This window comes from Candidatus Pelagibacter sp. HIMB1495 (genome assembly GCF_052047955.1).
Classification (GTDB): domain Bacteria; phylum Pseudomonadota; class Alphaproteobacteria; order Pelagibacterales; family Pelagibacteraceae; genus Pelagibacter.
In genome coordinates this window covers 1023665-1041163 of sequence record NZ_JBNAIQ010000001.1, presented here as the reverse complement: position 1 = coordinate 1041163, position 17499 = coordinate 1023665, and the positions used below count along the sequence as shown (strand labels likewise).

The 17499-nt window shown below is 29.6% G+C and carries 16 protein-coding genes and 1 tRNA gene; 8 read left to right on the top strand and 9 right to left on the bottom strand.

The genetic code is table 11. The features are described from left to right. Positions 1-7: 7 nt before the first annotated feature. Genes plsY through ruvX form a run of 4 tightly spaced genes read right to left on the bottom strand, consistent with a single transcriptional unit; the run spans position 8 to position 3312 of the window. Positions 8-586: a glycerol-3-phosphate 1-O-acyltransferase PlsY gene (gene plsY / locus ACTTAW_RS05605; RefSeq protein ID WP_440651470.1), complete on the bottom strand. Its 579-nt coding sequence runs from the start codon at positions 584-586 to the stop codon at positions 8-10. A gap of 2 nt (positions 587-588) precedes the next feature. Beyond that, a complete protein-coding gene (gene pyrC / locus ACTTAW_RS05600; RefSeq protein WP_440651469.1) occupies positions 589-1875 on the bottom strand; it encodes a dihydroorotase in 1287 nt (428 codons plus the stop codon). After that, entirely contained in the window at positions 1876-2814 is a 939-nt protein-coding gene (locus tag ACTTAW_RS05595) for an aspartate carbamoyltransferase catalytic subunit (protein ID WP_262589128.1), read from the bottom strand. Between the two features lie 42 nt (positions 2815-2856). Continuing rightward, on the bottom strand, positions 2857-3312 hold the full coding sequence (gene ruvX / locus ACTTAW_RS05590; protein WP_440648566.1) for a Holliday junction resolvase RuvX: 456 nt from the start codon (positions 3310-3312) through the stop codon (positions 2857-2859). A gap of 50 nt (positions 3313-3362) precedes the next feature. Between ruvX and gatC the strand changes: the two genes are divergently transcribed. Genes gatC through ACTTAW_RS05555 form a run of 7 tightly spaced genes read left to right on the top strand, consistent with a single transcriptional unit; the run spans position 3363 to position 10012 of the window. Beyond that, a complete protein-coding gene (gatC, locus tag ACTTAW_RS05585; RefSeq protein WP_075506772.1) occupies positions 3363-3650 on the top strand; it encodes an Asp-tRNA(Asn)/Glu-tRNA(Gln) amidotransferase subunit GatC in 288 nt (95 codons plus the stop codon). Then, positions 3650-5107, top strand: coding sequence for an Asp-tRNA(Asn)/Glu-tRNA(Gln) amidotransferase subunit GatA (gene gatA, locus ACTTAW_RS05580; RefSeq protein ID WP_440651468.1), 1458 nt, complete (start codon positions 3650-3652; stop codon positions 5105-5107). Before gatC ends, gatA begins: the two co-directional genes overlap by 1 nt. Next, positions 5104-6567, top strand: coding sequence for an Asp-tRNA(Asn)/Glu-tRNA(Gln) amidotransferase subunit GatB (gene gatB, locus ACTTAW_RS05575; protein WP_440651467.1), 1464 nt, complete (start codon positions 5104-5106; stop codon positions 6565-6567). Before gatA ends, gatB begins: the two co-directional genes overlap by 4 nt. Positions 6568-6571: 4 nt before the next feature. Next, a complete protein-coding gene (locus ACTTAW_RS05570; RefSeq protein WP_440651466.1) occupies positions 6572-7222 on the top strand; it encodes an O-methyltransferase in 651 nt (216 codons plus the stop codon). Then, positions 7222-8127, top strand: coding sequence for an oxygen-dependent tRNA uridine(34) hydroxylase TrhO (trhO, locus tag ACTTAW_RS05565; protein ID WP_440651465.1), 906 nt, complete (start codon positions 7222-7224; stop codon positions 8125-8127). Before ACTTAW_RS05570 ends, trhO begins: the two co-directional genes overlap by 1 nt. Positions 8128-8147: 20 nt before the next feature. Next, the gene (locus ACTTAW_RS05560) at positions 8148-9485 is read left to right on the top strand and encodes an MATE family efflux transporter (RefSeq protein ID WP_440651464.1); all 1338 of its coding nucleotides are present in this window, start codon (positions 8148-8150) and stop codon (positions 9483-9485) included. Next, positions 9485-10012, top strand: a complete 528-nt coding sequence (locus ACTTAW_RS05555) for a thermonuclease family protein (protein WP_440651463.1) — start codon at positions 9485-9487, stop codon at positions 10010-10012. The genes ACTTAW_RS05560 and ACTTAW_RS05555 overlap by 1 nt, the downstream gene beginning before the upstream one ends. Before the next feature lie 3 nt (positions 10013-10015). Here the strand turns inward: ACTTAW_RS05555 and ACTTAW_RS05550 are convergent, their stop codons facing one another. From ACTTAW_RS05550 to ACTTAW_RS05535, 4 genes are read right to left on the bottom strand one after another with little or no spacing between them, the layout of a single operon-like run. Beyond that, on the bottom strand, positions 10016-10579 hold the full coding sequence (locus tag ACTTAW_RS05550) for a sarcosine oxidase subunit gamma (RefSeq protein WP_440651462.1): 564 nt from the start codon (positions 10577-10579) through the stop codon (positions 10016-10018). Next, a complete protein-coding gene (locus ACTTAW_RS05545; RefSeq protein ID WP_440651461.1) occupies positions 10572-13577 on the bottom strand; it encodes a sarcosine oxidase subunit alpha family protein in 3006 nt (1001 codons plus the stop codon). Before ACTTAW_RS05545 ends, ACTTAW_RS05550 begins: the two co-directional genes overlap by 8 nt. A 5-nt stretch (positions 13578-13582) precedes the next feature. Continuing rightward, the gene (locus ACTTAW_RS05540; RefSeq protein ID WP_075506763.1) at positions 13583-13858 is read right to left on the bottom strand and encodes a sarcosine oxidase subunit delta; all 276 of its coding nucleotides are present in this window, start codon (positions 13856-13858) and stop codon (positions 13583-13585) included. After that, the gene (locus ACTTAW_RS05535) at positions 13858-15111 is read right to left on the bottom strand and encodes a sarcosine oxidase subunit beta family protein (protein ID WP_440651460.1); all 1254 of its coding nucleotides are present in this window, start codon (positions 15109-15111) and stop codon (positions 13858-13860) included. Before ACTTAW_RS05535 ends, ACTTAW_RS05540 begins: the two co-directional genes overlap by 1 nt. Before the next feature lie 67 nt (positions 15112-15178). Here ACTTAW_RS05535 and ACTTAW_RS05530 point away from each other — a divergent pair. Then, a tRNA-Ser gene (locus tag ACTTAW_RS05530) sits at positions 15179-15270 on the top strand. On the opposite strand, the gene ACTTAW_RS05525 is transcribed toward ACTTAW_RS05530, so the two are convergent. Continuing rightward, on the bottom strand, positions 15271-17457 hold the full coding sequence (locus ACTTAW_RS05525; protein ID WP_440651459.1) for a lytic transglycosylase domain-containing protein: 2187 nt from the start codon (positions 17455-17457) through the stop codon (positions 15271-15273). It abuts the tRNA gene before it with no gap. Positions 17458-17499: the final 42 nt, after the last annotated feature.

The window sequence follows — 17499 nt, the reverse complement described above, 5'->3', positions numbered from 1 at the left end:
AGTCAAATTAATAAATTTTAGTCTTGTTTTCTTGTTTATTTATCAGTCGTTTAATATTTTCTCTATGAGTATAAAATATTAAAATAAACATTATTCCATAAAATATTTCATTTTCTGCAACATCAAAAAGTAATAAATAAATAGGAACTGAGAATGATCCAACTAGCGATGCTAATGATGAAAATTTAGAAATAAAAAAAGTTGCAAGCCAACAAATACCAAAAATTATTCCAAACATTATATTCATACTGCACAATATACCAACATAAGTTGCTACCCCCTTACCACCTCTAAACTTTAACCAAACTGGAAAAACATGACCCAGAAAAGCACATAAAGCTGATACATAAATCAGATCAGGAAAATTTACCTTTACATATAAAACTGGAATAACTGCTTTAACTATATCAAGTATTAAAGTTGAATAACCAATAAATTTATTTCCTGTTCTTAAAGCATTTGTTGCACCAATGTTACCTGATCCAATATCTCGGATATCTTTTTTTAAAAAAATTTTAGTTAATATTAACCCAAAAGGGATAGAACCCATTAGGTATGAGATAATACCTATTGTTAATAATTCCATTTTTATATCTTAAATAATTCTTTACCTTTTACAAATGTATTGGTTACTTTTCCTTGAAGTTTTTTGTCTTCAATAGACGTATTTTTGGATTTAGAAATTAAATTTTCTTTTTTTACAATCCAAGGTTTATTTATATCAACAATACAAAAGTCAGCATCATTACCAATTGAAAGATTTCCTTTATTGATATTTAAAATTTTAGCTGGATTAGATGTTAGTGCTTGGATTATTGTTTCAAGTTTTACAGATCCATTATGAAATAGTTCCAAACTTAAAGACAATAAAGTTTCAATACCTGAGGCACCTGTTGCTGCTTGCGAAAATGTCAATCGTTTTGACTCTTCATCCTCTGGTTTATGATCTGAAACAATGACATCAATTGTTTTATCTTTTAATCCTTGGACTAAAGCCAATCTATCTTCTTCTTTTCTCAATGGTGGAGATAATTTTAAAAATGTTTTAAAATCTCCAATATCATTTTCATTTAAGGAAAGGTTATTTATTGAAACTCCACAAGAAAATTTAATATCATTTTTTCTTTGTTTAATGATTTCTACTGATTTGCCTGATGATAGTTGGGATATGTGATATCGACACTTTACTTTTTCTAACAATGTTAAATCTCGTTCAATAATTATTCTCTCAGCCACATCTGGTATACTTGATAACCCAAGTTTTGTAGCGATTATACCCGAATTTATCATACCATTTTTTGCCAACTCATAATCCTCAGCATGTTGCATTATTAGGCATCCCAAATCTTTTGCTGAATTCATTATTCTTGACATTAATCTAGTATTTTGAATTGTTTTTACACCATCTGTAAAAGCTATAATCCCTTTACTAGCTAACAATCCAAATTCTGTCATATTAGTTCCCTCTACATTTTGTGTAAGAGATGCGCATGGAAATATATTAATCTTGGATTTATCTCGTCCTCTTCTTTTTAAAAAATCTACAATTGAAACATTATCAATTACAGGATCTGTATTAGGCATTGTTACTACGGATGTTACTCCTCCAGATAGAGCTGCATTACTTAAAGTTCTGAAATTTTCTTTATACTCATACCCAGGTTCTCCAACAAAAACTCTCATATCAACTAAACCAGGGAATAAATGTTTTCCTTTTAAATCAATTGGTTTTTCTCTAGATGGTAAATTATTTGTATTTACTTTTTTTCCTACTGCTTCAATTTTACCTTCTTCTCCAACAATTAGTCCTCCATTTTCATTAATTGAATTTTGGGGATCAATTATATTTGCGTTAATAAAGTATTGTTTTTTCATTTATTCACAAAATATTTTTAAACAGGCCATCCTTACAGCAACTCCAAGTTCAACTTGTTCTTTGATTACACTTTTATTTATATCGTCTGCCAATCTGGTATCTATTTCGATACCTCTATTCATCGGGCCAGGATGCATTATTAGCGCATCAGGTTTAGCATGATCTAATTTATCAGGTGTTAAACCGTAATATTCATAATACTCTCTATTTGATGATAAATAAGAACTTGTCATTCTCTCATTTTGTAATCTTAGCATCATTACAATGTCACAATCTTTCAGTCCTTTTTTCATATCGGTAAAAGTATTGACACCAAACTTTTCAATTTCTTTTGGCATCAAATTTGTGGGAGCAACAATATTTACTTCAGCACCAAGCATTGTTAGTAAATAAATATTTGATCTTGCGACTCTTGAGTGAAGAATATCTCCACATATAGCAATTTTTAATCCTTCAATTTTTTTCTTTCTATTTCTTATTGTTAAAGCATCCAGTAATGCTTGAGTGGGGTGCTCACGCCTTCCATCACCAGCATTTAATACTACACAATTTACTTTCTGAGATAATAAATTGCATGCCCCAGAATCTTGATGCCTTATTACAATAATGTCAGGATGCATCGCATTTAGAGTCATTGCTGTATCAATTAAAGTTTCACCTTTTTTAATTGCTGAATTATTCATATTCATTGACATCACATCAGCACCAAGTCTTTTTCCAGCTAACTCGAATGAACTTTGTGTTCTTGTTGATGGTTCAAAAAATAGATTAATTTGAGTTTTGCCTCTAAGAACATCAATTTTCTTGTTCTTGCTCTGATTTAATTTAATAAAAGTTTCAGATTCATCTAAAATGTAGTTAATATCACTAACTGATAGATCTTGGATACCTAACAAATGTTTTTGAGAAATTTTAATAGCTTTGATGTTTTTTGCCATTAAAATTAACTCTATAACTATAAAGCCATGGAATGGCAAGGATTAATTATTTAGATAGTCTATGGCTCCCTGAAGAATAAAAGCTGCTGCGTTCTGATCTATATTCTTTTCCCTTTTAGATACATTAACATCTAATTGGCTTGATAAATTAAAAGCCCCAACAGTTGATAGCCTTTCATCCCAGAGACATACATCAACATCTATCTCTTTATCTATATTTTTAGATACATCATTGACTGACTGTGCTGAAGAGCCTGAAGATCCATCCATATTTAAAGGATAACCAATGATAATTGCCTTGATGTCATTCTCTTTAATAATGTTTTTTAACTCTTCAATTAATTCATTATTTTTTGATTTATGTATAGTTTTATAAGGGGTAGCAATTAATTGCTTTTCGTCACAAATTGATACACCAATTCTTTTTGAGCCCAAATCTAAACCTATCAAACGACATTTTTCTGACTGTTTTTTTTTAAATTCTTCTATTGTGATCATGTTGTATATTTTAAACTATAGTGATAGTTTGCGTCATATTTAAATATCATATGAGCATCGATCTTAAAACCATAAAGCATATATCTAAATTATCAAGAATTTCAGTAGATGAGAAAAAAGCTGAAAAACTTGCTAGTGATTTGAATTCAATTTTTGATTTCATTGAAAAACTCAATGAACTTAAAACTGAAAATGTTGAACCACTTACATCAGTGGCTGAAACGACTTTAAAATTAAGACCTGATGAAGTTAAAAGTAAAAATTTAAGGGAACAAATAATAAAAAATTCTCCAAAAGATAATGAAGATTATTTTGTTGTACCAAAAGTTATAGAATAATGTCTGATATAACCAAGCAAACACTTTCTGAATTAGTTAATAATATTAAAGAAAAAAAACTTTCTTCTTCAGAAATTACCCAAGCTTTTGTTGATAGATCAGAAAAATCAAAAGAATTAAACACTTATATTACTGAAGATTTTAGTAATGCTTTAGAAAAAGCTAAAAAATTTGATGACAACCCAAAATTGGATTTAAAATTACCAGGAATACCAATGGCTGTAAAAGATTTATTTTGTACAGCTAATGTAAGAACAACAGCTGGTAGCAAAATATTAAACAATTTTGTACCTACTTATGAGTCTACTGTTACTCAGAATATCTGGAATGAGGGAGCAATTCTTATTGGTAAATTAAACTGCGATGAATTTGCAATGGGATCATCAAATGAAACAAGTTTTTTTGGCAATGTTCAAAATCCTATTGATAAAAATTTAGTTCCAGGTGGTTCATCTGGTGGTTCATCTTCTGCTGTAGCAGCACAATTAACTCCAATTACAATTGGAACTGATACAGGTGGATCTATTAGACAACCGGCGTCATTTACAGGTACAGTGGGTTTAAAACCAACTTATGGTAGTTGTTCTAGATATGGAATAGTTGCTTTTGCATCTTCTCTTGATCAGGCTGGTCCAATGGCTCAAAACGTAAAAGATTGTGCATTGTTGCAAGAGGTAATTAGCTCATACGATCAAAAAGACTCAACTTCTATTGATTTTAAAAGAAACCAATACAGCAAAGAATTAACAAAAGACATTAAAGGAAAAAAAATAGGTATACCAAAAGAATATAGAGTTGATGGAATGCCAAAAGAAATTGATGATCTTTGGCAGAAAGGTATTGAGTATGCTAAAGATTGTGGTGCGGAAATAATTGACATTTCTCTTCCACACACAAATTATGCTTTACCAACTTATTATATAGTGGCACCAGCTGAAGCATCTTCTAATCTTGCAAGATATGATGGTGTTAAATATGGCTTTAGAGCTGATGGAGAAAACCTTATTGATATGTATGAAAAAACTAGATCAGAGGGATTTGGAGCCGAAGTTCAAAGAAGAATAATGATAGGCACATATGTTTTATCTTCAGGTTATTACGATGCATATTATTTGAAAGCTCAAAAAGTTAGAAAACTAATTAAAAATGATTTTGATGAAGCGTACAAAAAAGTAGATGCAATATTAACTCCATCAACGCCAAGTTCTGCTTTTAAAATTGGTGAAAAAACAAATGACCCAGTTTCAATGTACTTAAACGATATTTTTACTGTTCCTGTAAATTTAGCAGGTTTACCAGGAATTTCTATTCCAGCTGGTCATGATAGCAAAGGTTACCCTTTAGGTTTACAAATTATTGGAAAAGCATTTGATGAACAAAATATCTTAAACATCGCTTATGCAATGGAAGAAAAAATTAATTTTAAAAATAAAATTACTGATTGGTGGATTAAGTGAGTAAAGAAAAGTCAGAATATTTAATCAATAGAAATGATAATCAATACGAAGTTGTCATTGGTTTAGAGGTTCATGCTCAAGTACTTTCCCAATCAAAGTTATTTTCTACGTCAGCTACTAAATTTGGTGCTGAACCAAACACACAGGTAAGTTTAGTAGACGCTGCTTTTCCTGGAATGCTTCCAGTGATTAATGAATTTTGTGTTAAGCAAGCAATTAAAACTGGAATAGGATTAAAAGCTAAAATTAACAAAAGATCAGTATTCGATAGAAAAAATTATTTTTATGCTGATTTACCACAAGGATACCAAATCTCTCAATTTAAGGACCCAATAGTTGGTGAAGGTAAAGTTATTTTGGATATGCCGGATGGTCAAAAAGAGGTTGGTATTGAAAGATTACACTTAGAACAAGATGCGGGTAAAAGTATCCATGATTTAGATCCAAAAAACACCTTTGTTGATTTAAATAGGTCAGGTGTAGCTTTAATGGAAATTGTTAGCAAACCTGATTTAAGATCACCAGAGGAAGTTAATGCTTATATAAAGAAATTAAGATCAATAATGAGATATTTAGGAACTTGTGATGGTAATATGCAGGAAGGATCTTTGAGAGCAGATGTTAATGTTTCTGTGAGAAAAAAAGGAACAAAAGATTTTGGTACTAGATGTGAAATCAAAAACGTTAATTCTATTAAATTCATGCAAATGGCTATTGAATATGAAGCAAATAGACAAGTTGATTTAATTGAAGATGGACAATCTGTTGATCAAGAAACAAGACTTTTTGATACTAAAAAAAATGAAACAAGATCCATGAGATCAAAAGAAGATGCTCATGATTATAGATATTTTCCAGACCCTGATTTATTACCATTAGAAGTTTCTGATGAATTCATAAATCATTTGCAATCAGAAATACCAGAGTTACCTGATGAAAAGAAAAAGAGATTTATAGATCAATTTAAATTAACTCCATATGAAGCAAATATCATGGTTTCAGATATAGAAACCTCAAATTATTTTGAAGATGTTGTTAAAAAATCTGACATTAAATTAGCAACAAACTGGATCATAGGTGAATTATTTGCTGCACTTAATGAAAAAAATTTAGAAATAACCGATAGTCCAATTAGTGCTGGTAATTTATCAAAATTAATTAATTTAATTAAGGATGGGACAATTTCAGGAAAAATTGCAAAAACTGTTTTTGAACAAATGATGGAAGGGGACAAGGATCCTAAAAAAATTGTTGAAGAAAAAGGTTTAAAACAAGAAAGCGATCCAAAAGCTTTAGAGGCTTTAATTGATAAAGTAATTGATAGCAATAGAGATAAAGCTACTGAATATAAATCTGGTAAAGTTAAATTATTTGGCTTCTTTGTTGGACAAGTAATGAAAGTTTCAGGTGGAAAAGCTAACCCTCAGTTAGTAAATGAGATTTTAAAGAAAAAACTTTAGGTTTATGGGCTCAGACCTAAAAAATAGTAACAAAATTCAAGAGTACATTTTAAATAATGGACTAGATCTTCATCCAGTTCAAAAAGAGATTATTTCTTATAATGAGACTCTGGGAGATATTAAAAGGATGCAAATATCTATCTCACAATCTCAATTTTTACACTTAATAGTAAAAACATCTAATGTTAAAAAAATACTAGAGGTCGGAACTTTTACTGGCTTAAGTACTTTGTCAATGTCTCTTGCTTTACCAGAAGATGGTAGAATTATTGCTTTGGACAAAAATCAAGAAACTAAAGAAATTGCAATAAAATTTTTTGAAAAAGCAAAACAAGGTCATAAAATTCAAACAATAATTAAACCTGCTTTAGAAAGTTTGAGCAAAATAAAAGAAAATGATTTTGATTTAATCTTTATTGATGCTGATAAGAAAAATTATAAAGAATATTATGAAAAATCTTTAATATTATTAAAGAAAAATGGCTTAATAATAATTGATAATGTTCTATGGTATGGTCAAGTTGTCGATGAAAATAGTGATGACAAAATCACTTTAACTATTAAAGATTTTAATAATTATGTTTCTAAAGATAAAAGAGTTGAAAAAATTATAGTTCCATTAGGTGATGGTATGACAGTTTGTAGAAAATTGTAATGTTTGATGTTTTTGGATTTTATAAGTTTATTAAAATTTCTTATTTAAAGAAAAATCAAAAAAAACTTCTTAATCAATTATTAAATAAAAACATACGTGGAACAATTATTATTTCCAATGAAGGGTTAAATGGAACAATTTCCGGAAAAAACAAAGATATTAAATTAATTAAAAGTTATTTACACAAATTATTTAAATTTGAAAAATTTGATAGCATTAATAATTCAAAAAGCTCTTTTCAGCCATTTCATAAACCAAAAGTAAAAATTAAAAAAGAAGTGGTTCCAATGGATTTAAGTTTAAAAAAGAGAATTAAAAAAAAAGATAGTCATGTTAACCCTCAAAAGTGGAACTCATTAATTAAAGATAAAAAAACAGTTTTAATTGATGCGAGAAAACCTTTTGAATATAAAGTTGGAACTTTTAAAGGTTCAATTAATCCAGATGTAGATAATTTTCGAGATTTTCCAAAATATCTTAAAAAATTAAAAAAAAATCAACCTATTGCTATGTTTTGTACTGGAGGTATTAGGTGTGAAAAAGCGTCAGTCTATTTAGAAAATAAAGGCTACAATAATGTCTATCAACTAAAAGGTGGTATTTTAAACTATTTAAAAAAAACAGACCCAAAAAAAAGTTTATGGAAAGGTGAGTGTTTTGTCTTTGACAACAGAATTAGTTTAAAGCATGGTTTGAAAATAGGTTCTTACTCAATGTGTAGTGGTTGTAGAAAACCTATTTCTTTAAAAGATAAAAAATCTAAAAAATATGAAGAAGGGGTTTCTTGTCCAAATTGTCACGATAATTTAACAAATGATCAAAAATCGAGATTTAGAATGAGACAAAAACAAATTAACCTTGCCAAAAAAACTGGAAAAAGTCATATCTTTCAAAAAGAATATTAAAATATTTTTAGTTTAAAGAAATGAATTTATTAAAAGATGACGTCTCTCAACTTATAAAAAAACTTGCAATACCAGCAAGTGTTGGGACATTATTTCAAACATTATACACTTTAGTTGATACTTTTTATGCTGGGAAAATTTCACCTGAAGCTTTATCTGCATTAAGTAAATCCTTTCCAATCTACTTTCTAATTATTGCCACGTCTATTGGTGTCACTGTTGCTGGGACTTCATTAATTGGTAGTAGTATTGGGGAAAAAAATAAAAAAAATGTATTAGGTTATTTTACAAATATCATTCTTTATTCAGTAATAATTTCAATAATTGTATCAATAATTGGATTTAGTTTTTCTGAAAAATTATTTTTAACAATGAATTCATCTAGAGAGGTAATTACTCTTGGCCTTGAGTACACTAATGTAATATTTTATGGAACTATTCTCTTTATTCTGGTTGTTGCTTTAAATTCATTTCTTCATGCTGAGGGAGATACAGTTACATATAGAAATGCTCTTATATTATCTTTTTTTTTAAACATTCTATTAAATCCAATATTTATATTTGGATTTTTATTTATCCCAGCTTTTGGTGTTGCGGGTATAGGTTATGCAACTTTGATTGCCCAATTTCTTTCTCTAATAATCGTTTTAATTAAATTGTTAAAAAATAAACGTATTAAAGAGATCACTATTCAAAATTTTAAGATTAAATTTTTCTACATTAAAAACATTTTCTTCCAATCAATGCCAATCACAATAGCTATTCTTGGGTATTCAATTGCTGCAACGATTGTATTTACTTATGTTGCATTTACAGGAGAATATGCTGTAGCTGGTTATGGAGCAGCAACAAGGATAGAGCAGGTTGTCTTACTGCCTGTATTAGGGATAAATACAGCAATAATATCAATTATTGCACAGAATATAGGTGCGAAATATTATGATAGAGTAAAGCAATCTTATTTTACATCAGTAAAATACGGCTTGATTATAATGTTAGCCTCTGGAGTATTGGTGTTTGTAACTGCAGATTTAATGCCAAAATTTTTCTCTTCTAACACGGAAGTTATTGAATATGGGTCAATGTATTTAAAAATTTCTGCATTTATCTTACCAGCATACCCAATTTTTTTTCTATCAAATGGTTTCTTTATGGCTTTAAAAAAATCTGAGAAAGCAATGATTAACAATATATTAAGGAACGTTTTGGTTCCATTTTTATCTTATTATATAGCACGTTCTATTGATGCAGACTTTAAAACTTTCTTTTATATCTGGGCAATATTGCAATGGTTAATATCAATCTTACTATTCTTTTATGTTAAATATTATATTAACAACAAATTAACTATCGATTAATGTTTTATACAAAAAAGAAATTAATAATTTTGATAATTATTTCATCTATATTTTTTATACTTACATATAACGATGTAAGATCTGAAAATATAAATAAAATCTCAGGTTTTGCTAAAGTTGTTGATGGAGATACAATCAAGATTAATAAAAAAAAAATTCGATTATACGGTATTGATGCACCTGAAAAAAAACAAAAATGTAAAAAAACTTATTTAACAATATCTTTTATGTCTTTTACTAAAGATTATATGTGTGGAGAAGTATCTACTCAAAAGTTAATTAAAAAGATTAATAATAAAAAATTGAATTGTAATATTATAGACGTTGATAGGTATAAAAGGTTAATAGGCGAGTGTTTTAAAAAAAATATAAATTTAAATTCTTGGATGGTTTCAAATGGTTATGCAGCAGCATATAGAAAGTATTCAAAAAAATATGTTTCAGATGAAATTAATGCCAAAAATAACAAATTAGGTATTTGGCAAGGTAAATTTGAAATGCCGTGGGATTATAGGCGTAAAAATTAATCTTTATAATCTTGAAGAGCTATCTTCCATCCATTCCCAAAGGTGTTTAGCAAATGATCTTCTAACAAATAAATTAACAATATTTTCGTCCTTATTGTGAATAATAACATCTATATGATTTAGCAAAGTTTGAGTTGTTGACCCTTTTTTTTCACGAAATAAGTTAAAATTAAAAGGACATCCTGAGGAAAAAAGTTCATATATTTTTTCACCTTTTATCTCTAATTGAACAAATTGGTCAGTTACATCAGTTACTGCTCCTAATGATGTTTTTGAAATATTGTTAAATAATATATCATTTAATTCATATGTATTGGTTTCTTTGCTGGTAGTCTCATTTGAGACAATCATCCATTCATCTGGACTTAACCATATCGCAGTAAGTTTATCACTAGATGAAGATGTATTCGCCTCAGTTGGCAAAATCATATTTAAAGTTTTTCCTACATTTGTAAAAAATTCTCTTGTTTTGCCTCTTAAATTTAATTTCATTATTGGTGCAATTTCTTTTATGGAAACACCGTTGTTATTAATTTCACTATTTGTTACTTGATTATAATTAAGCATTTAATCTTTCATTAGTTTGATCAAAAAATACTGGATTTGAAACAGTTACATTAATTGTTTTATCTTCCATAGGGATAAATAGTTTTTTACCCATCATATCTTTCCCACCTCTGACAACGGCTAGCGCTATAGATTTATTTAAATTAGGACTAAAGTAACTTGATGTAACATGACCAAGCATTTCAACAGGTTTTTTATCTAGTTCAGAAACAATTTGTGCTCCTTCTTCTAATACAACCTCAGGGTCATCTGTTAATAATCCCACCAATTGTTTTCTGTCTTCTCTCATAGTATCTGATCTGTAAAGAGATCTTTTGCCAATAAAATCATATTTCTTTTTACTAACAATCCAATCCATCTGTAAATCTATTGGTGTCATTGTTCCGTCTGTATCTTGGCCAACAATAATAAAACCTTTTTCAGCTCTCAGTAAGTGCATCGTTTCTGTACCATAAGGAGTAATATTAAATTCTTTACCAGCCTCTATACATTTCTCCCATAGATCTTTTCCATAACTTGCTTGCACATTAATTTCAAAACTTTGCTCACCTGTGAAACTTATTCTCATAATTCTGCAAACAATACTTCCGATTTTTGCTTCTTTAAAAGACATGTGTGGAAAATTTTCATCAGACAAATCTAAATCAGGAATAATTTTTTTAAGAATTTTTTTGCTATTAGGGCCACACAAACTTGCTGTAGCAAATTGATCTGTAACTGAAGTTAAATATACATCTAATTCTGGCCATTCAGTTTGAAGGTAATCCTCTAATTTTCCAAGAACATTTGCTGCACCACCAGTTGTTGTTGTCATTAGATAGTGATTTTCACCTAATCTTGTAGTAACACCATCGTCATATACCATACCATCTTCATTTAACATTAAACCATATCTACATTTGCCAATACCAAGTTTTGACCATGCATTTGTATAAACTCTATTTAAAAACTCCGAGGCATCACTTCCTTGTATATCAATCTTACCAAGTGTGGACGCATCCAATATTCCTGAACTTTCTCTTGCAGCTTTGCTTTCTCTTTGAACTGCTTGGTGCATAGTTTCTCCATTGATAGGGTAGTACCAAGCTCTTTTCCATTGACCAACATTTTCAAATTCTGCTTTTTGTTCAACATGCCAATCATTCATAGGTGTTCTTCTAAAAATATCAAAAAACTTACCAACATTACGTCCTACAATTGTTCCAAATGTTAAAGGAGTATAAGGAGGTCTAAAAGTAGTCGTTCCTAGTTCTCCCATCTTAACACCTGCTGTATCTGCTATTATTCCTAAAGCATGCATATTTCCTAATTTTCCTTGATCAGTTCCCATCCCAGTTGTTGTATATCTTTTGACATGTTCAATAGATCTGAAACCCTCTCTTAGTGCTAATTTTATATCCTTTGCAGTTGCATCATTTTGATAATCAACAAAAGTCTTAGTTTTGCCTAAAACTTTATCAGACGGTAATAACCATATATTTCTTTTTGAAATCTCTTGGTCGTTATTAACAGTAATATTTTCAAAATCTGTTTTATTTATATCTAAAAAATCTTTTAGTTTTTCATTTAAGTTTTTAAGTATTTCATCAAGTTTAAAATCACCACAACAAGATCCAACACTTATTTGATCTGAATTATTTTTATTTGGAATAAATATTTTTTTATCTTCATCAAAAGCAAGTTTGCTACCTGACTGAGTATATAGGTGAACAGCCGGAGTCCATCCACCGGCAACGCCTAAACAATCACATGAAATAGAAATTTTATTTCCAGTTACTGAAGTTCCATCATTTGATAGTTTCATTATTGAGACATTGTTTAATCTTTTATAACCAGAGGTATCAACAACTGTATGTTCCCAGTATATTTTTACACCTACATCAATAACTTTTTTTTCTAAATTTGTTTCGGATTGCTTTCTAATATCAACTATTGCTTCAACTTTGATACCTTTATCGTTTAATGAAAGTGCACTTTCATATGCACTGTCATTATTTGTAAAAAATACAATCTTTCTACCGCAGGCTACACCATAAAAATCACTATATTTTTTAATTGCAGAAGAAAGCATTATTCCAGGTCTATCATTATTATTAAATACCATTGGTCTTTCCAAAGCACCTGTTGCCAAAATTACCTTCTTTGCTCTTATTTTAAGTAACCTTTGTCTAATTTTATTTGTCTTATCTTTTTTTTCTAAATGATCTGTTAAGTTCTCTCTTGCAAGCAAATAATTATATTGATGGTATGCAGCAACACTTGTTCTAGTTTTTATTTCTAAATTTTTAATATTTTTAAGTTCTTCAATTTCTTTTTTTAACCATTCAGATGAAATTTTATTATCAATTTTATTACTTTCATTGTTTTCATAAATAGTTGATCCACCTAATTCATTTTTTTCATCTAAAAGTAAAGTTTTGTAATTATTCTTCGCAGCATTTTTAGCTGCTAGAATTCCAGATATACCTGCGCCAACTACAAGAACATCACAATGAATATTTCTGTGATCGTAAATGTCAGGATCTTTTAACGTTGGTGATTTTCCTAATCCTGCTGAGTGTCTTATAAAGTATTCATATTTTTCCCAGAAGCTTGCAGGCCACATAAATGTTTTGTAATAAAATCCTGCTGGAAGTAGGGGTGATAAAAAATTATTTATTCCACCAATATCAAAGTTTACACTTGGCCAGCAATTTTGACTTGATGCCTCCATTCCTTCATATATTTCAACTTCAGTTGCCCTAACATTTGGTTCAGTTCTATTAGTATTTTGATTAATTTGAACAATTGCATTTGGCTCCTCAGAACCTGATGTCATTATACCTCTTGGTCTATGGTACTTAAAACTCCTACCTACTAAATGAACATTATTTGCCAATAAAGCAGAAGCAAGAGTGTCTCCTTTAAATCCATAATAAGTTGTACCATTAAATTTAAACGAAACTCTTGTTGTTTCATCAATATATTGACTAGATTTAACTCTTAAATTTTCTGACATTTGTTTTATATCGATGGGGGTTTTTCTCCCATTTTATAGATTGCTTTAATCTCATCATTCGAAGTGTCTCTAATCATATTAAACCATTTACGACAACCATGAGCATGGTTCCATCTTTCATATTGAACACCTTTAATATTTTTTCTCATAAATAAATATTCTGCCCATTCATCATCACTAAGTTCTGTCGGTTGTTTTGGTCTTTCAATATGAGCTTCACCACCAGCTTTAAATTCTTGCTGATCTCTCTCACCACAATATGGACAATTAATAACAAACATTAGTGAGCAACTGCTGCAGCGCCATGTTCATCAACAAGGTCTCCACTTACAAATCTATTTAAATTAAATGCTGCGTTAAGTTTGTGTGGCTCATCATTAGCAATTGTGTGTGCAAATAAATCTCCTGATCCAGGTGTAGCTTTAAAACCCCCTGTACCCCAACCACAATTAAAATAAAGTCCTTTGATAGAAGTTTTACTTAATATTGGACTTGCATCAGGACAAATGTCTACTATTCCTCCCCATTGTCTTAGCATTCTCATTCTGCTGAAAATTGGATACAATTCTAAAATAGCATTTAGAGTTCCCTCGACTATTTGATGACTTCCTTTCTGAGTGTATGAAACATAATCATCTGTTCCAGCGCCAATAACTAATTCACCTTTATCAGATTGACTTACATAAGCGTGTACAGCGTTTGACATGACAACTGTATCTATAATTGGTTTCACAGGTTCTGATACTAGTGCTTGAAGAGGTTTGCTCTCTAGAGGAAGTCTTATTCCAGCCATATTAGCAATCACACTTGAATGTCCAGCTGCCACAACTCCAATTTTTTTTGTTTTAATAAATCCTTTTGTTGTTTCTATACCTTCAACACTATCACCATTTCTTTTTATACCTTTTACTTCACAATTTTGAATTATATCAACACCCATTTCATCGGCACCTCTAGCATAACCCCAGGCAACAGCATCATGTCTTGCTGTACCAGCTCTTCTTTGTAATGTACCACCAAGTACCGGATATCTTATATCTTGAGATGTATTTATAATTGGACAAAACTTTTTAACTTCTTCTGTACTCAAGTAAACGGCATCAATACCATTTAGTCTATTTGCGTGTGTTCTTCTTTTTAAATCTCTTACATCTTGCAAATTGTGAGCAAGATTCATTACACCTCTTTGACTAAACATTACATTGTAGTTTAACTCTTGAGATAATCCTTCCCAAATTTTTAGCGCGTGATCATAAAGTCCAGCACTAGCGTCCCATAAATAATTTGATCTGATAATTGTAGTGTTGCGACCAGTGTTTCCTCCACCAATCCATCCTTTTTCAACAACAGCAATATTTTTCATATTGTGTTTTTTTGCTAAATAGTATGCTGTCGCTAAACCATGACCACCTCCACCAACTATGACAGCATCATACTCTTTTTTTGGAGTAGGGTCTTTCCATGCTCTTTGCCAATTCTCATGGTATGAAAAAGCGTTTTTGATTAATGAAAATACTGAGTATTTATTTCCCATAATAATTGAATAATTACTTTATAAATATTGAATTTTCAATAAAATCACTTATTACACAATGTCATACGGAGAGATGGGTGAGAGGCTGAAACCAGTCGTTTGCTAAATGACCGTGCGAGGAAACTTGTACCGAGGGTTCGAATCCCTCTCTCTCCGCCACTAATATAAAGGCTGATCTTTAAAAAAATCTTTCATTACTATAGGGTTTTGTTCCAGCACATATCTGTAAACATTATAATTTTCCAATACACGCTGAACATAGTTTCTAGTCTCTCTAAATTTAATCAGCTCAACCCAATCAACATAATTTATTTGTTTTTTTTGTGGATCCTTATTTAATTTTTTCCAATATTTAACTCTATTTGGGCCAGCATTGTACGCAGCTATTGCAAATGGATAAGCTCCATCATATTGCTGAATTAAACCAGCAATATAATGAGACCCTAAATTTATATTATACTCTGGGTCGGTTGTTAATCGAGATTTTGTATAGGGAAGCTTTGCTTGTTTAGCAACTAATTTTGCTGTGTAAGGCATTAATTGCATTAAACCTTTTGCACCCGCATGACTATTTGCTTTTAAATCAAATTCACTTTCTTGTCTTATAATTGATAAAATTAATGCGCTTTCAGGAATCTTTCTTCCATTAATGTATTTAGGTGTGCTTATTAATGGATAATTGTATTTGTTATGAAATCTTTTTTGATAAGAGGCAATTTTTGATACTTGTATTGCAAAATCATATCTATTGATACTTGTAGCAAGTTCAGCAGCTAAAAGTTCACTGCCTTCAGAAACGTTATCATTAGCAAGATGTCTTAAGATAAATTTTGTATACTTGTCTTTATCTAATTCATGCAAAAGATGTGTGATTTTTACTAATTCTTTATTAAAAAAAGCTTTTCTATATTCATCTTCAACCAACATTGTTTTATCAAGTTCAAATTTTCCATTAGGATTAATTTTTAAAAATGCTAGTTGTCCGTAATATGTAGTTAAATATTTTGTAGCCTCTTTATACCATTTTTCCGATCGATCTTTATCTTTTAGTTTTTCATATGATCTACCTAACCAATATGCGCCCCTAGAAACACTTATTGGATAATTAACATTATCAAAAAAGTTTTTAAAATGATCTTTAGCAAGAAGTGGATCATTTAAAAAACTTAGTGCTATCCAACCACTCATCCATTCTGCTTCAGCAAATTCAGATCCTTCAGACATTCCGTGATTGCTACTAATTTTATAAGCTAGTTCATATTGTTTTTTATAAATTAACTTTCTAGAAATGATTTCTCTTTCTTTCCACCATTTGTCAGGTCTAACTAAATAATCTTTATCATTTCTTATCTTGAGCAAAATTTCAGTAGAAGACTCCAATCGTCCTTTTTTTCTTCTCCACTTTAAACGATCATAGTTTAATCCAGCATCGTTTTTAAATTTATTTGGAACATTTTTGATTGCTTGATCTACACCGTATCCCTTGGTCATTAAAATATGTCTTGCTGTATAGAGCAATTCATAGTCTTTAGGTAAATATCTGATTAGTCTTTTTAAATCCCAATGATCACTATTCCATGCAAGATGATCAGCTCTCTTAATATAGTCATTTGCATCAAGATATTTTTTATATTTTTTTCTGAAAAACCTTAACTCACTTTTTGATAAATCTGCAGAAATCCATCCATTTTTAATTAGAGCAATACCTTTTGCTTTGTCTCCTGATAAAATATGACTTTCACCTAAAATCATTTTACCATATCCACTTAAAGGTTCATTTTTTGAAAACCAATTGATTATTTTTTTTGGAGAAACTTTTTCCGTCGAAAGTTTATGCTCAGCCAAATATCTCAATCTATCTATTCTTGGATAATCTGAATTTTCTTCGATAAAGACTTGGTAATCAAAAAATGACTCTTTATTACCTGTAGTTAATAAATGTCTCCATTTTATAAAATTATGTATAGATCTATCTTTAGCTTTTTTTGAGATTTTAATTGCAGATTTCCACTGGCCTTTTTGCATTTCGCCAATAGCTTTTTTTGCAATCCCAAAATCTTTTTTATTATAAAATTTAGAAATTTTTACTGTTTCTGAATTAATTAATCCTCTAATAACTGGTTTTTTTTTAGGTAAAAGAAAACTAAGTTTGGTTTCTTTTTTAGCTACCTTTTTCTCAACTTTAACTTTTGAAGGTTTTTTTAGAGGTTTGATTGTGTTTAATATTATTTTTTTATTTAATTCCTCATAGGATAGCGATGGTTTTTTTAAAGGTACAATCTGTGCACCACTGAAATTAAAGCTAATCAAGGAAGTTATTATTAAAAATAATAATTTTTTAATCATAATCTTTTGGTATATGAATCTTTAAACTATGTTATAAGTATT

Excerpts from the sequence above, each read along its gene's own strand:
- plsY (WP_440651470.1), bottom strand. The coding sequence starts at position 586 with ATGGAATTATTAACAATAGGTATTATCTCATACCTAATGGGTTCTATC.
- pyrC (WP_440651469.1), bottom strand. The coding sequence starts at position 1,875 with ATGAAAAAACAATACTTTATTAACGCAAATATAATTGATCCCCAAAAT.
- ACTTAW_RS05595 (WP_262589128.1), bottom strand. The coding sequence starts at position 2,814 with ATGGCAAAAAACATCAAAGCTATTAAAATTTCTCAAAAACATTTGTTA.
- ruvX (WP_440648566.1), bottom strand. The coding sequence starts at position 3,312 with ATGATCACAATAGAAGAATTTAAAAAAAAACAGTCAGAAAAATGTCGT.
- gatC (WP_075506772.1), top strand. The coding sequence starts at position 3,363 with ATGAGCATCGATCTTAAAACCATAAAGCATATATCTAAATTATCAAGA.
- gatA (WP_440651468.1), top strand. The coding sequence starts at position 3,650 with ATGTCTGATATAACCAAGCAAACACTTTCTGAATTAGTTAATAATATT.
- ACTTAW_RS05570 (WP_440651466.1), top strand. The coding sequence starts at position 6,572 with ATGGGCTCAGACCTAAAAAATAGTAACAAAATTCAAGAGTACATTTTA.
- trhO (WP_440651465.1), top strand. The coding sequence starts at position 7,222 with ATGTTTGATGTTTTTGGATTTTATAAGTTTATTAAAATTTCTTATTTA.
- ACTTAW_RS05560 (WP_440651464.1), top strand. The coding sequence starts at position 8,148 with ATGAATTTATTAAAAGATGACGTCTCTCAACTTATAAAAAAACTTGCA.
- ACTTAW_RS05555 (WP_440651463.1), top strand. The coding sequence starts at position 9,485 with ATGTTTTATACAAAAAAGAAATTAATAATTTTGATAATTATTTCATCT.
- ACTTAW_RS05550 (WP_440651462.1), bottom strand. The coding sequence starts at position 10,579 with ATGCTTAATTATAATCAAGTAACAAATAGTGAAATTAATAACAACGGT.
- ACTTAW_RS05545 (WP_440651461.1), bottom strand. The coding sequence starts at position 13,577 with ATGTCAGAAAATTTAAGAGTTAAATCTAGTCAATATATTGATGAAACA.
- ACTTAW_RS05540 (WP_075506763.1), bottom strand. The coding sequence starts at position 13,858 with ATGTTTGTTATTAATTGTCCATATTGTGGTGAGAGAGATCAGCAAGAA.
- ACTTAW_RS05535 (WP_440651460.1), bottom strand. The coding sequence starts at position 15,111 with ATGGGAAATAAATACTCAGTATTTTCATTAATCAAAAACGCTTTTTCA.
- ACTTAW_RS05525 (WP_440651459.1), bottom strand. The coding sequence starts at position 17,457 with ATGATTAAAAAATTATTATTTTTAATAATAACTTCCTTGATTAGCTTT.